Source organism: Caballeronia sp. ATUFL_F2_KS9A (assembly GCF_023630765.1).
In the GTDB taxonomy this organism is placed as follows: Bacteria; Pseudomonadota; Gammaproteobacteria; order Burkholderiales; family Burkholderiaceae; genus Caballeronia; species Caballeronia zhejiangensis.
The window spans coordinates 41329-54604 of sequence record NZ_JALQEK010000012.1; the positions used below are offsets into that span (position 1 = coordinate 41329).

12 protein-coding genes are annotated in these 13276 nt (G+C 63.8%); 5 read left to right on the forward strand and 7 right to left on the reverse strand.

All coding sequences use genetic code 11. The features are described from left to right. Positions 1–31: 31 nt before the first annotated feature. A complete protein-coding gene (locus NCS67_RS10200) occupies positions 32–952 on the forward strand; it encodes an AraC family transcriptional regulator (protein ID WP_250435100.1) in 921 nt (306 codons plus the stop codon). A 14-nt stretch (positions 953–966) separates the two neighbouring features. Here NCS67_RS10200 and xdhC read toward each other — a convergent pair whose 3' ends face one another. Genes xdhC through xdhA form a run of 3 tightly spaced genes read right to left on the reverse strand, consistent with a single transcriptional unit; the run spans position 967 to position 5375 of the window. Further along, positions 967–1473 (reverse strand): xanthine dehydrogenase accessory protein XdhC, encoded by a 507-nt coding sequence (gene xdhC / locus NCS67_RS10205; RefSeq protein ID WP_239295087.1) that lies wholly within the window; start codon positions 1471–1473, stop codon positions 967–969. Then, positions 1470–3833: a xanthine dehydrogenase molybdopterin binding subunit gene (gene xdhB / locus NCS67_RS10210; RefSeq protein ID WP_034471603.1), complete on the reverse strand. Its 2364-nt coding sequence runs from the start codon at positions 3831–3833 to the stop codon at positions 1470–1472. The genes xdhC and xdhB overlap by 4 nt, the downstream gene beginning before the upstream one ends. Positions 3834–3851: 18 nt before the next feature. Continuing rightward, entirely contained in the window at positions 3852–5375 is a 1524-nt protein-coding gene (gene xdhA, locus NCS67_RS10215; protein WP_250435102.1) for a xanthine dehydrogenase small subunit, read from the reverse strand. A gap of 334 nt (positions 5376–5709) precedes the next feature. Between xdhA and NCS67_RS10220 the strand changes: the two genes are divergently transcribed. Further along, positions 5710–6924 (forward strand): MFS transporter, encoded by a 1215-nt coding sequence (locus NCS67_RS10220; protein WP_250435104.1) that lies wholly within the window; start codon positions 5710–5712, stop codon positions 6922–6924. Between the two features lie 340 nt (positions 6925–7264). Here NCS67_RS10220 and NCS67_RS10225 read toward each other — a convergent pair whose 3' ends face one another. Both NCS67_RS10225 and NCS67_RS10230 read right to left on the reverse strand, forming a co-directional pair. Next, positions 7265–7570: an addiction module antidote protein gene (locus tag NCS67_RS10225; RefSeq protein ID WP_239295091.1), complete on the reverse strand. Its 306-nt coding sequence runs from the start codon at positions 7568–7570 to the stop codon at positions 7265–7267. A gap of 3 nt (positions 7571–7573) precedes the next feature. Then, on the reverse strand, positions 7574–7873 hold the full coding sequence (locus NCS67_RS10230; RefSeq protein WP_239295092.1) for a type II toxin-antitoxin system RelE/ParE family toxin: 300 nt from the start codon (positions 7871–7873) through the stop codon (positions 7574–7576). 168 nt (positions 7874–8041) lie between these two features. On the opposite strand from NCS67_RS10230, the gene NCS67_RS10235 reads away from it, so the two are divergent. From NCS67_RS10235 to NCS67_RS10245, 3 genes are all read left to right on the forward strand, one after another. After that, positions 8042–8788 (forward strand): GntR family transcriptional regulator, encoded by a 747-nt coding sequence (locus tag NCS67_RS10235; protein ID WP_008342704.1) that lies wholly within the window; start codon positions 8042–8044, stop codon positions 8786–8788. An 8-nt stretch (positions 8789–8796) separates the two neighbouring features. Next, the gene (mdtD, locus tag NCS67_RS10240; RefSeq protein WP_241814291.1) at positions 8797–10230 is read left to right on the forward strand and encodes a multidrug transporter subunit MdtD; all 1434 of its coding nucleotides are present in this window, start codon (positions 8797–8799) and stop codon (positions 10228–10230) included. Positions 10231–10457: 227 nt separating this feature from the next. Continuing rightward, positions 10458–11729 carry an EAL domain-containing protein gene (locus tag NCS67_RS10245; protein ID WP_008342708.1) on the forward strand — a complete coding sequence of 424 codons (1272 nt, stop codon included), beginning with the start codon at positions 10458–10460 and terminating at the stop codon, positions 11727–11729. 1 nt (position 11730) lies between these two features. Here NCS67_RS10245 and NCS67_RS10250 read toward each other — a convergent pair whose 3' ends face one another. Together NCS67_RS10250 and NCS67_RS10255 are read right to left on the reverse strand one after the other, a co-directional pair. Further along, positions 11731–11883 carry a hypothetical protein gene (locus NCS67_RS10250; protein WP_250435106.1) on the reverse strand — a complete coding sequence of 51 codons (153 nt, stop codon included), beginning with the start codon at positions 11881–11883 and terminating at the stop codon, positions 11731–11733. A gap of 79 nt (positions 11884–11962) precedes the next feature. After that, on the reverse strand, positions 11963–13093 hold the full coding sequence (locus NCS67_RS10255) for an acyltransferase family protein (protein WP_250435108.1): 1131 nt from the start codon (positions 13091–13093) through the stop codon (positions 11963–11965). Positions 13094–13276 lie beyond the last annotated feature (183 nt).

The following is a 13276-nucleotide window of genomic DNA, read 5'->3' on the forward strand; positions in this document are numbered from 1 at the left end:
TCCGAACGACACCTTCTGCCCGCCCGCTCACATGGATGCTCTCGACAAACTGATTCAGCTTGCGAGCCTTGCCGGCGCGCTCGATCTGCGCTGCCTGCTGCGCGGCCCGCTGGAACTGGATCACGCGCCCGCGCCCGCCGGCGAAGCGGTGTATCACGTCGTGCTCGACGGCGCGTGCACCGTCGTGCGCAAAGGTCACGCGCCGCTCGAACTGACGGCGGGCGACATCTTCTTTCTGCCGCGCGGAGACGCGCATGTGCTGAGCATCAAGGCGCGCGAAGGCGGCTCGTCCAAAGTCGAGATGGAAGCGCGCGACAACGGCGCGGTCACGGTAAGAAGCAATTGCGGCGGGCAGCCGCCGGGCGTGGACTTGCTGTGCGGGCGCTTTCTCTACGCGCCGCGCGCGCTTCTGATCGACGTCCTGCCAGATGTCGTGCACGTATCGTTCTCGAACGCGTCGGCTTCCTATCTCGCGCCGCTCGTCCAGACGATGCGCCGCGAAGCGGAAGATGCGCAACTGGGCGCGCCGTCGATCGTCACGGCGCTATCGACCGCGCTCTTCACGATGGTGCTGCGCGCGTGGCTCGACGGACAGCCGTCATTGGCGGGCGTGCTCGGCTTGCTGGCGAACCGGCGGCTGGGCGCATCGATCATCGCGATGCTCGAGCGCCCTGCCGAACCGTGGACGCTGGAGATGCTCGCCAAGGAAGCGGCGATGTCGCGCGCCACGTTCATGCGCGCGTTCTCGGCGCATTCGGACAACTCGCCGCTCGCGTTGCTGAGTCACGTGCGGATGCAGCTCGCCAGCACGATGCTCACGCATACGAAAAAGAGCATCGCGGATGTCGCGGCCGATGTGGGGTATCAGTCCGAAGCGGCGTTTTCGAAGCGGTTCAAGGAGCTTTATGGCGTCGCGCCGGGACGCTTCAGACAGACCAACGGCATCGCTTGAAGCGTCATTGTGGCTCAGGCGGAAAGATGCGCTGCGTTCACCGCCGGCGTTCCGAGCCTCGCCGTCATCTCCCGCACGCGCAGCAGTTGCGCGGCAACGGCGAGCCCGATCGACCACGGCGCCTTGTCGACGATCCCTTCCACGCCGATCGGACACGTGATCTCCGGCAGCCGGTCCGCCGCCACGCCACGCTCCATCAATCGCCGCTCGAACTTGACGCGCTTCGTCTTCGAGCCGATCAGCCCGAAGTAAGCGAAGTCGTCGCGCCGCATGATGCGTTGCGTCAGCGAAAAGTCGAGCGAATGATCGTGCGTCATCACGATGAAGTACGCGCCCGGCGGCGCTTCGTCGACGATCGCGTCGGGCAGATCGGTCGCTTCGATCTGCACGTTCGCCGGCACTTCGTCGGGGAAAAGTTCGTCGCGCGCATCGACCCATTGCACGACGCACGGCAACGTGCCGAGCACCTTCACGAGCGCGTGGCCGACGTGGCCCGCGCCGAACAGGACGACGTGCATCATGAGCGCGCGCTCCTCACCGCATTCACCGCCTTCAGGATTTCTTCGGCCGTCGCGGGCGCGTTGAGCGGCGGATTGATCTTGTGATCGCCGACAGCGGAAACGGCATCGCGGATCGCGAAGAACACCGAGAACGGCAGCAGCAACGGCGGTTCGCCGACGGCCTTCGAACGATGGATGCTGTCCTCCACGTTGCGATTCTTGAAGAGATCGACGCGGAAATCGGCGGGCATGTCGTTGGTCGTCGGAATCTTGTAGGTCGACGGCGCGTGCGTCATCAGCTTGCCGTTGTCGTCCCACCACAGCTCTTCCGTCGTCAGCCAGCCCATGCCCTGCACGAACGCGCCTTCCACCTGGCCCTTGTCGAGCGCCGGATTCAGCGACGCGCCCACGTCATGCAACGCATCCGCGCGCAGCACGCGCATTTCGCCGGTGAGCGTGTCGATCACGACTTCCGACACTGCCGCGCCATACGAGTAGTAGTAGAACGGACGGCCTTGCATCGTCGCTGCATCCCAGTGGAGCTTGGGCGTCGCGTAGAAGCCGTCGGACCACAACTGCACGCGCGCGAGATATGCCTTCTGGACGACTTCGCCGAACGGAATGGCATCGTCGCCGACGATCACGCGGTCGTTCGCGAAGCGCACTTGCGCCGGCGTGACGGTGCCGCCGCCGAACTTCTCCGCCGCGAACTTCGCGAGCCGCTCGCGCAACTGGCGCGCGGCGTCCTGCGCGGCCTTGCCGTTGAGATCGGTGCCGGTCGATGCCGCCGTCGCCGATGTATTCGCGACCTTGCTCGTATCCGTCGCCGTCACGCGCACGCGCTCGAAGTTCACGCCGAGTTCGTGCGCAACCACTTGCGCGACCTTCGTGTTCAGGCCCTGGCCCATTTCGGTGCCGCCGTGATTCACGAGCATCGAGCCGTCGGTGTAGATGTGAACCAGCGCACCCGCCTGGTTGAAGTGCGTCACGTTGAACGCGATGCCGAACTTCACCGGCGTCAGCGCGAGGCCCTTCTTCAGGATTGCGTTGTTCGCGTTGAATTCGTCGATGGCCGCGCGGCGCTTGCGATACTCGCTCGTCTCTTCGAGTTCGGCGATCAGTTCGTGGATGACGTTGTCCTCGACCGTCTGGCCGTAAGGCGTCTTGTTGTTTTCCGTCTTGCCGTAGAGATTCGCGCGGCGCACGTCGAGCGAATCCTTTCCGACCGCACGCGCGACGTTATCCAGAATGTATTCGATCGCGAACGCGCCCTGCGGCCCGCCGAAGCCGCGAAACGCGGTGTTCGACTGCGTGTTGGTCTTGCCGCAATAGCCTGCGATCTTCACGTCCGAGAGCCAGTACGCGTTGTCGAAATGGCAGACGGCGCGCGTCATCACCGGGCCCGACAAATCCGCGGAGAAACCGCAGCGCGACGTCATGTCGACGGACACGCCTTCGATCTTGCCGTCGTCGTCGTAGCCGACTTCGAAGTCGTACACGAAGTCGTGACGCTTGCCAGTGATCATCATGTCGTCGTCGCGGTCCGGACGCAGCTTGACCGGGCACAGCAACTTCCATGCGGCGAGCGCCGCGCAGCACGCGAAAATGCCCGACTGCGATTCCTTGCCGCCGAATCCGCCGCCCATGCGACGGCATTCGACCAGCACGTTATGCGAATGCACGTTCAGCACGTGCGCGACGAGATGCTGCATTTCCGTCGGATGCTGCGTCGAGCAGTAGACGTGCATGCCGTCGTCCTCCTTCGGCACGGCATAGGCGATCTGGCCTTCGAGATAGAACTGTTCCTGGCCGCCGAGCTTCATCGCGCCGCGCTCGTGATGCGCGGCTTTCGACATGCGGCTTTCGGCGTCGCCGCGCGCGAGCTTCAGCGGATTGAGCACGTACGATTCCGCTTTGCGCGCGTCTTCGGGCGTGAGAATCGGCACGAGGTCTTCGAATTCGATGGTCGCGCGACGCGCCGCCAAGCGCGCGGTATCGTGCGACGTCGCGACGACGATGAACATCGGCTGGCCGACGAACTGCACGATGCCCTGAGCCAGCACCGGATCGTCGTGGATGATCGGGCCGCAATCGTTCACGCCGGGAATGTCCTCGGCGGTGAAGACGGCGACCACGCCCGGCGTCGCGCGCACGGCGTCGAAGTTCATCGACACGATCTTCGCGTGCGCCTTCGGGCTCGTGCCGAGCGCGGCGTGCAGCGTGCCCGCGACGAGCGGAATGTCGTCGGTATAGCTCGCGCGCCCGCTCACGTGCAGATGCGCCGACTCATGCGGACGCGATACGTGGACCTGCTTGAAAGCGTCGATTTCGTTCGCGAGCGACTGAGCGTCGGCGATGAATGCTTCTGCTTGCTGATTCATGTTTTTTTGCTCCTTCGCTTACTTCGCTTCGACGAGTTCGATTGCGCGCACATCCAGCTTCGATTTGTCCAGCGGATCGTGCGGGCGCGTCTCCAGCCAGAAGCGATACAGCAGGCTCTTTGCGGTGTCGAGGCGATAGTCGCTGCTCGCGCGCATGTCGGTGAGCGGCTGGTAATCCTTGGAAAGCGCGATCATCGCGGCCTGCGCGGTGGCTTCGTGCCAAAGCGCATCGTTGAGAATGGCTTCGGCGTGTTCCGCGCGCTTCGGCGTCGCGGCCATGCCGCCGTAGGCGAGGCGCGGCTCGCGGATCGTGTCGCCATCGGCGATGAAACTGAACGCGGCGTAGACGGCGGAAATATCGGAGTCGAAACGCTTCGACAGCTTGTACGCGCGGAACTTAAGGTTCGCGCGCTTGCCCGTGCGCGTCGGCACGCGGATCGCGGCGACGAACTCGTTCTCGCGCATGTCCTTCTTCTGATACGCGATGTACAGATCCTCGAGCGGCATCTCGCGCAGACCATCGACGCTTTGCAGGACGACGCGCGCATTCAGCGCGATGAGGCCGGGCATCGAATCGCCGATCGGCGAGCCGTTCGCGACGTTGCCGCCGAGCGTGCCGGCGTTGCGGATGGGCAGCGACGCGAAACGCAGACGCGTCTCTTCGAGTTCGGGATAGAGCTTCACGAGTTCGTCGTACGCGCGCTCGACCGACACGCCCGCGCCGATCTCGATCCATTCGTCCGTCGTCTCGACGCGCTTGAACGAGTCGATCTGCCCGACATAGACGATATCGCCCAGATCGCGCAACTGCTTCGTCACCCACAAACCGACGTCCGTGCTGCCCGCGAGAATCCGCACGTTCGGGTTTTTGTCCTTGATCGCGGCGAGCGCTTCGGTCGTGCGCGGCGCGTCGAACTGGCGGCCGGCGTGCTCGTAGTGGAACGTGTCGTCGCGCTTCAGGCTTTCGAGCGTGCGCGCGAGCGCCGGCACGTTGACGGGCGCGAGCGGCGCGCGGTCGAACATCTGCTCGGCAGCGTCGATGATCGGCCGATAACCCGTGCAGCGGCACAGATTGCCCGTCAGCGCATCGCTGATCTCCTGGCGCGAGGGCTTCGTCTTCTCGCACGTTCCCGGGCAGCCGGTCGTCGCATGACCGTGCTTTTCGTAGAGCGCGAACATCGACATCGCGAAGCCGGGCGTGCAGAAGCCGCATTGCGAGCCGTGACAATCGACGAGCGCCTGCTGCACCGGATGCAGCGCGCCGTCCGGCTGGCGCAGGTCTTCGACGGTGAAGAGCGCGCAGCCGTCGAGCGTCGGCAGAAACTGCACGCACGCGTTGACGGCCTTGAACGCGACGCCGCCCGCGCCGTCCGGCTCGCCGATGACGACCGTGCACGCGCCGCAGTCGCCTTCCGCGCAGCCTTCCTTGGTGCCGGTGCAGCGCGCGTCTTCGCGCAGATATTGCAGGACGGTGCGCGTCGTCGACGCGCCGCTCACTTCCTGGATCGCGTTGCGGTGATAGAAGCGGATCGGCTCAGTCATGGATGTCTCGGGGCTCTTCGATGCTTTTCGCTGGTTGCGCGGGATGCGCAGCCGGTGGCATTCGCGATTTCGGACCTTTTCAGATTAGTCCTGTCGCTTCGATGGTTCAAAAGCTATCACCGCCAAAATCGATAACCCATAGGCGGCATTGCATGAACGACATATTCTTCGTCCGATATTTGCTGCAGGCCTTATCCAGCAAGGCCTGCGTCGGCGGCGCCCGATGACTCGGACAGGCGATTTGTCCTAGCTGGTTACAAAACGACTGCGACGTTGCGCCGCAACATATGGGACAATCACGCCCTCGCGCCGAATTCAACCCCGCAATTTCCCTATGTCCACCGAGTCCCGCATCAAGCCGCAAAGCGACTTCGCCGTCACGCTGCGGATTCTGCCCGTCGTGCTGTACACGTTCCTTTGCTACCTGACGATCGGCATTCCGCTCGCGGTGCTGCCGGGCTTCGTGCACACCGATCTCGGCTACGGCTCGGTGATGGCGGGCGCGGCGATCAGCGTCCAGTACTTCGCGACGCTGCTGTCGCGGCCGCTGGCGGGCCGCACCGCCGATACGCTCGGCCCCAAGAAAACCGTGCTCTACGGTCTCGCGGCGTGCGCGGCAAGCGGCGTGCTGCTGCTCGCCTCGGCGCTCGCCGCGCAGTGGCACGCGGTGAGTCTCGTGCTGCTGGGGATCGCGCGGCTCGTGCTCGGCTTCGGCGAGAGCTGGGTCGGGACGGGATCGATCACATGGGGCATCGGGCGCGTCGGCGTGAACAACAACGCGAAGGTGATTTCGTGGAACGGCATCGCCACTTACGGCGCGCTCGCGATCGGCGCGCCGCTCGGCGTCGCGATCGATCATTCGCTGGGATTCGCGTCGCTCGGGCTGATCGTGATCGCGCTCGGCGGCTTCGGCTACTGGCTCGCGACGCGCATGGCGAGCGTGCCGATCGTGCACGGCGAGCGCATGTCGTATCGGAGCGTGTTCTTCCGCGTGTTGCCGCATGGACTGGGACTCGCGCTCGGATCGGCGGGATTCGGCTCCATCGCGACGTTCATCACGCTTTACTATGCCGCGCACAACTGGCCGAATGCGGCGCTTTCGCTCACGGTGTTCGGCACGATGTTCATCGGCGCGCGGCTTCTGTTCGCCAACACGATCAAGGCGTATGGCGGGTTTCGCGTGGCGATCGTGTCGTTTGCGTTCGAATGCGCGGGTCTGCTGATGCTGTGGCTCGCCGCCGAGCCGACTTTCGCGCTCGCGGGCGCGGCGCTGACCGGCTTCGGATTCGCGCTCGTGTTTCCGGCGCTCGGCGTCGAGGCGGTCGGGCTCGTGCCGCCGGCCAGCCGGGGCGCGGCTTTGTCGGCGTATTCGGTGTTTCTCGATCTGTCGCTCGGGTTGACCGGGCCGCTCGCTGGGTATGTCGCGGGTGAGTTGGGGTACGGGTCGGTGTTTCTGTTTGCCGCGCTGGCGGCGGCGGCGGCGGTGGCGTTGTCGGTGGCGCTTTATATGCGCGGTGGACGTGGCGTGGGTGGGGCGGCTACGGCTTGAGCTCGGTGCTTTCGTAGCGTCGCGTCGGGCGCGTTTTGCCGGATCCCGTTTTCGTGTCGGTCGATCGGCACTGCCCCTGTGCGGGGCGGCACCTGATTTCTTTGCCGTCGACCGGAGTTAGCGCTTTAGCGCTTACTCTGGTCCTGTGCAAAGAAAGCAGCTCTCAGGCCCGCGGTCACACGCACGTTGAGTAGTACTCTCGTCCCAGGCGGCACTCGCCTAAGTGTCGCCCTCAAAGGACCAACCGTGCTGGAATCGCGCACGGTCTGTCTCATCGCGCCGAGCCACCGGATCAGCACGAGTTGGCTCCGGCCCGCTGCGCCGGCTACGGCGTCGCCCTTTACGTGCCGGCTTTCGATCCGTGTAATTGCAGCCCCAGCGCCTTGACCACTTTCAGGATCGTGCCGAAGCTCGGGTTGCCATCCTCCGATAACGCTTTATAGAGTCCTTCCCGGCTGATGCCGCTATCGCGCGCCACTTGCGCCATACCCCGCGCGCGTGCGATCACGCCCAACGCATGCGCGATAAACGCCGGATCGTCGCCGCCTTCCTGCAGACACGCATCGAAGTATTCAGCGATATCGTCTTCCGTTTGCAGATGTTCGGCCGAATCCCACGGCCGCGTCTTGATTCTGGCTGACGTCATCATTCACTCCATGTTCAGATGTCGAAGCATCGCGTGAGCCGATTTGATGTCTCGTTCCTGCGTCGACTTATCGCCGCCACACAGAAGAATCACGAGGACATCGCCGCGCTGCACGTAATACACGCGATACCCCGGCCCGTGATCGATACGCAACTCGATAATGGGATGCCCGGCAGAATTCGTATCGCCGGGATTTCCCAACGCGAGCCGGTCGATTCGGACCTGAATGCGGCGCTTCGCAATCCGGTCCTTCAGCGAGGCGAACCAGTCGTCGAAAACCTCGGTCGTGCGGATGTTCAACATCGTTGATCGTAGTCCATGGTTCACAGCGTGTAAACCACAGTTCACACGACTAAATTGAAGCAGGCGCGCCTTCCGGCCTTGCGAGTCTCACCAAGATAAGAAACAGAACGCCCCTTCGTCTTCAGCGTTTGTCTTAAAATCCCCGCTTGGCCCATTAGCGTCCGCTTTATGAACCCGACCTCGGAAGACCGCTGGCGCGATTTGCGCCCGGACCCGGACAGCGACACTCCGCTCTACCTTCAACTCGCCCGCAAGCTCGCCAACGCTATCCACGACAATCGCTGGAACGCAGGCGAAGCGCTGCCCTCCGAGCGCGTGCTGTCGGAAGCACTCGGCGTCTCGCGGATCACCTCGCGAAAAGCGATCGCGCTGCTCGTCGAACAAGGGCTCATCCGCCGCGAACAAGGCGCGGGCAGCTTCATCACGCCGCGCTACGAAGACCCGCTCTCGCGTCTGTCGAGCTTCTCCGAAATGCTCCGGCGCCGCGGCTTCAAACCGAGTTCCAAATGGCTCTCGCGCAGCATCGAGCCGGCCAATCGCGAGGAAGTCATCCAGCTCGGCCTCTCGCCCGCCGCGACCGTCACGCGCCTGAAACGCCTGCGTCTCGCCGATGACATCGTCATGGCCGTCGAGAATTCCACCTTTCCGGCGTCGTGCATTCCCGATCCGCAGACCATCGGCGATTCGCTCTACAGCTATCTCGATGCACGCGGGCTTTCCATCGTGCGCGCGCTTCAGCATTTCCGCGCCGTGAACGCGAGCCCGGAGATTGCCGAGCAGATGGGCATCGCGCCACACGACGCGCTGCTGCTCATCACGCGCGTCGGCTACACGGCCGATCAGCGCGCCATCGAGCTCACCGATACCTACTGCCGCAACGACTACTACGACTTCGTCGCCGAGCTGCGAAAGTAACCCGCCCAATGACCGACACGCCCACAGCCCAGACGTCCGACCGATCGCTCTCCATCATGCTGTGGCTCGTCGCCACGGGCTTCTTCATGCAGACGCTCGACTCGACGATCGTCAACACTGCGCTCCCCGCGATGGCACGAAGTCTGGGCGAGGCGCCGCTGCGTATGCAGGGCGTGGTGATCGCCTACTCGCTGACGATGGCGATGATGATCCCCGTCTCCGGCTGGCTCGCCGACAAGCTCGGCACGAAGCGCGTGTTCTTCAGCGCGATCCTCGTGTTCACGATCGGCTCGCTGCTCTGCGCGAACGCGCAATCGCTGACGGCGCTCGTCGCGTATCGCGTCGTGCAGGGCGTCGGCGGCGCGATGCTCCTGCCGGTCGGACGCCTCGCCGTGCTGCGCGTGTTCCCGGCGGAGCGCTATCTTTCCGCGCTCGCGTTCGTCGCGATTCCGGGGCTGATCGGCCCGCTCATCGGCCCGACGCTCGGCGGCTGGCTCGTGCAGATCGCGTCGTGGCACTGGATTTTTCTGATCAACGTGCCGGTCGGCGTGATCGGCTGCATCGCGACGAACCTGTACATGCCCGACAGCCGCAATCCGGCGACCGCGCGCTTCGATCTGGCGGGCTACCTGCTGCTCGCGATCGGCATGGTCGCGCTCACGATTTCGCTCGACGGACTCGCCGATCTCGGCCTCGCGCACGCGATCGTGATCGTGCTGCTCGTGCTCTCGTTCGGCTGCTTCGTCGCTTACGGTCTGCACGCGACGCGCGCCGCCCAGCCGATCTTTTCCCTCGATCTCTTCAAGATCCACACCTTCAGCGTCGGCTTGCTGGGCAATCTCTTCGCGCGTATCGGCAGCGGCGCCATGCCTTATCTGATCCCGCTCCTGCTGCAAGTGAGCCTCGGCTACACGCCGTTTCAGGCCGGCATGATGATGCTGCCCGTCGCGGCCGCGGGCATGGCGTCCAAGCGCGTCGTCACGCGGCTCATCGAAAAGCACGGTTATCGGCGCGTGCTGGTCGTGAACACGGTGCTCGTCGGGCTGATGATGGCGAGCTTCGCGCTCGTGAGCGCGCATCAGCCGCTCTGGCTGCGGCTCGTGCAGCTCGCGATCTTCGGCGCCTTCAATTCGATGCAGTTCACCGCGATGAACACGCTCACGCTGAAGGACCTCGGCACCGGCGGCGCGAGCAGCGGCAACAGCCTGTTCTCGCTCGTGCAAATGCTGTCGATGAGCCTCGGCGTGACCGTCGCGGGCGCGATCCTGTCGACGTTTACAGGACTGCTGCCGCAGGTCACGGAGACGAACTCGCTGCCCGCCTTCCACGCGACGTTCCTGTGCGTCGGCATCATCACGGCCGCGACGGCGTGGATCTTCGGACAGCTCGCGCCCGAAGTGCGCGCGGCCGCGAGAAAGCCCGACCCGTCCGAATCGAACTGAGAACCCGGACGACGCACCGCGCCGGTGCCCGCACGCACGTTTGGACGGCGCGCGCTCCCGCGTCTGCGGCATGCGAGCTTCAATCCGCACACGAATAGGCGCAACGAAGCGCGCGATACCCGGCGAGCGCCGCTTGGATATTGAATTTGCACGCTTTTTGCTCGAACGGTCGGGTGCCGATCCGGTAAACTATCTCGATAAAGTTACTTGCCCTGCGCCCCGACACCATGAGCATGGTTGATCTCGACCCTCCCCGCTTCCAGCCGCCGCGCCCCGTCGCCGGTGACGATGGATCGCGTCGCACCGTGTTGTACGGCGAGTACACCGTTTTCAGCGTGTTCCAGCCCGTGTTTTCGGTGTCGCACCGGCGCGCGATCGGCTATCACGCGTCCTTGCGCGCGCGCGACGATTCACATCGTCACGTGCCGTCGCACGAGGTATTCACGCAGGCCGCGCGGCGCGGCGATCTGCTCGAACTCGGCCGGCTCGCGGAATCGCTGCATCTGGGCAACTTCAATGCCTTCGACAGCCACGACGAATGGCTCTTCCTGAGCCTGCACCCCGCCGCGCTGATGGACACGAGCTACGGCGATGCGCTGCTCGCGTCGCTGAAGGACATCGGTCTGTCGCCGCAGCGCGTCGTGCTCGAAGTGCCCGAGCAGGCGGGCGGCGAGACGACGCGTTTCGCTGAAATCATCGATTCGCTGCGCAAGTCGGGCTTTCTGATCGCGCTCGACGGCTTCGGCGTGAAGCATTCGAACATCGATCGCGTGTGGCATCTGCGGCCGGATATCGTGACGCTCGACCGCTGCATCCTTCAGCAGGCGACCGAGCATTCGCATATCGAGCGCGTGCTGCCGCGCCTCGTCTCGCTGCTCCATGAGTCCGGCCAGCTCGTCTTGATGGGCGGCCTCGCGACCGAACGCGACGCGCTCATCGCGCTGGAGTGCAATGTCGATTTCGTGCAGGGCGCGTACTTCGCGCAGCCGAGCGTCGAGGCGGTGCACAGCGAAGTCGCCGCTGGCGTGATGGATGCGTTGTCGGCGGCATCGCGCGAACGCGTCGCGGGCCGCGAACGGGCGCAAGTCGCGCGCCTCGAGCCGTATGTAAGCGGGCTGGAGCGCGCGTCGGTCAAGCTGATGGAAGGCGAGACGCTCACGGCCGCGACGAGCGAACTGCTACAACTCGCCGACACCGCGCGCTGCTTCCTGCTCGATCAGGCCGGGCGGCAGATCGGCGACAACGTCGTGCCGATCGTGCGTACATCGCAGCGCGCGAAGCGCTTCAGTCCGCTGCTGCATTCGGAGGGCGCAAGCTGGGAGCGCCGGCCGTACTTCATCGAGGCGCTGCGCGCGCCGGGGCGCATGCATCTGACGGCGCCGTATCTGTCGATCAACGAGGCGCACCTTTGCGTGACGGCGTCGATCGCCGCGCAGACGCCTTATGGCTTACAGGTGCTGTGCGTCGATATCAACTGGGAAGGCGCGAAGCAGCGGTAGGCTACGCGCTGTTTTCGGATTCCGGACGGACCAGATCGAAGCCGGCAAGCACCAGCACGCCGGAGAGCACGATGAGCGCGGCAGAATGGCGGCCGAAATAGAGCAATGCGGCGGCCGACCAGGCCGCGAGGCACAAGCCTGCGAAGCGTTTCATGATGGCGATGCGATTTCGATCGTTGCGGCGAGCCGATATTTTAGGCCCGCGCTCCGATGCGCGCAGCGACGGCTTATCGTCACGCACGCTGCGTCACTCTGCTCCGCTGCTTTCCGCGCGTCAGATATCGTCCCAGTCGAATCGACGGCTTTTCGACCGCGTAATATCCCGCGATGCTGACGGGAAGAATCAGCACGGCGGCAATGATCAGCGACATGCCTTGATAGGTTTCGCCAAAATAATGCAGCACGCCCAGCAACACGACGCAATGCAGCAGATACAGGCTGAATGAAACCTCGCCGAGGAAAATCAATGGCCGCGCGGTCAGAAACGCGGCGAACGGCCTGAGCGCAATCGCCAGAACGAGAATGCCGGTCACGGCTGGAAGAATGATCCAGTCGTCGGCGAAACTGCGCAGCACGTCGTTGGATATCGAATGGCGAGTGATCGAACCGACGAGGACGTAAAGGGCGAGACAAATCAGCAATGCGCCGAAAAGCGTTCGTGCGGAATAGGCGCCGAGTTTCGACGAAATGGCTTCGCGATATCGCGCAATCAGGGCGCCGAGGACGAACATCGACATGTAATGGATGGTCGGCATCCATTCGCCCTGAATGCTCGCGTCCAGGAGGGTCCGCTGCAAATGATGGTAATAGCCGAATGCAGCGAGAGAGAAACACATGCTTAGTGCTACGGAAAACCAGACGGGCGTGGCAAATACCACGACGACGAGAAGCGGGAAGATCAGCGAGATACGCATCTCGTAGACGAGCGACCAGAGCACCGGATCGAGCGTGCTGTTGCTGAACGGAATCACAAAGTAGAGGTGATCCAGCAAATCATGCCGATCGATGCCCGCGTGCCATGCCTGATTGACCCATTCGCCGGTCCAGGAGAGATTCGAGCGGTAGAGCAAGCAATACGCGGTATAAGCGGCCAGAACCGCGATCAGATAGGGGATGTAAATGCGGCACACGCGCTTCACGATGAACTCGGCGAAGCCGGGTTTACTATCGCCGGTAATCTGCATGGCCAAGGCGAAACCGCTCAGCGCAAAGAACAGGATCACGGCGGAATGCCCTTCGGCGATTGCGCGCCATGGAACGTGCTGCAGCCAATGCGTGAGCGTGATCTGTGAATAGTGACTGAATACGACTGTCAAAGCGGCAATGCCGCGCAGCGAATCCAGTTGATGATAGCGTGTCGTCATTATTCAGCTCGCGTCTGTGTTGGCAAAGCCAACATGGAAATCGGAAGCCGATTGGGCGACCAGAATCCCGTTAGACCAAGTGAGACTTCGACGTTCCCCAAAAATAGCCCACGCCGGACGCTTCAACGAAAAAAGCCCTCTCCCGAGGGCTTTCACTTTGATTGCGGCATTCGGAATTCATTT

Bases quoted from the DNA above. Each gene is read 5' to 3' on its own strand.
- NCS67_RS10200 (WP_250435100.1), top strand. From the start codon at position 32: ATGGATGCTCTCGACAAACTGATTCAGCTTGCGAGCCTTGCCGGCGCG.
- xdhC (WP_239295087.1), bottom strand. From the start codon at position 1,473: ATGATGCACGTCGTCCTGTTCGGCGCGGGCCACGTCGGCCACGCGCTC.
- xdhB (WP_034471603.1), bottom strand. From the start codon at position 3,833: ATGAATCAGCAAGCAGAAGCATTCATCGCCGACGCTCAGTCGCTCGCG.
- xdhA (WP_250435102.1), bottom strand. From the start codon at position 5,375: ATGACTGAGCCGATCCGCTTCTATCACCGCAACGCGATCCAGGAAGTG.
- NCS67_RS10220 (WP_250435104.1), top strand. From the start codon at position 5,710: ATGTCCACCGAGTCCCGCATCAAGCCGCAAAGCGACTTCGCCGTCACG.
- NCS67_RS10225 (WP_239295091.1), bottom strand. From the start codon at position 7,570: ATGACGTCAGCCAGAATCAAGACGCGGCCGTGGGATTCGGCCGAACAT.
- NCS67_RS10230 (WP_239295092.1), bottom strand. From the start codon at position 7,873: ATGTTGAACATCCGCACGACCGAGGTTTTCGACGACTGGTTCGCCTCG.
- NCS67_RS10235 (WP_008342704.1), top strand. From the start codon at position 8,042: ATGAACCCGACCTCGGAAGACCGCTGGCGCGATTTGCGCCCGGACCCG.
- mdtD (WP_241814291.1), top strand. From the start codon at position 8,797: ATGACCGACACGCCCACAGCCCAGACGTCCGACCGATCGCTCTCCATC.
- NCS67_RS10245 (WP_008342708.1), top strand. From the start codon at position 10,458: ATGAGCATGGTTGATCTCGACCCTCCCCGCTTCCAGCCGCCGCGCCCC.
- NCS67_RS10250 (WP_250435106.1), bottom strand. From the start codon at position 11,883: ATGAAACGCTTCGCAGGCTTGTGCCTCGCGGCCTGGTCGGCCGCCGCA.
- NCS67_RS10255 (WP_250435108.1), bottom strand. From the start codon at position 13,093: ATGACGACACGCTATCATCAACTGGATTCGCTGCGCGGCATTGCCGCT.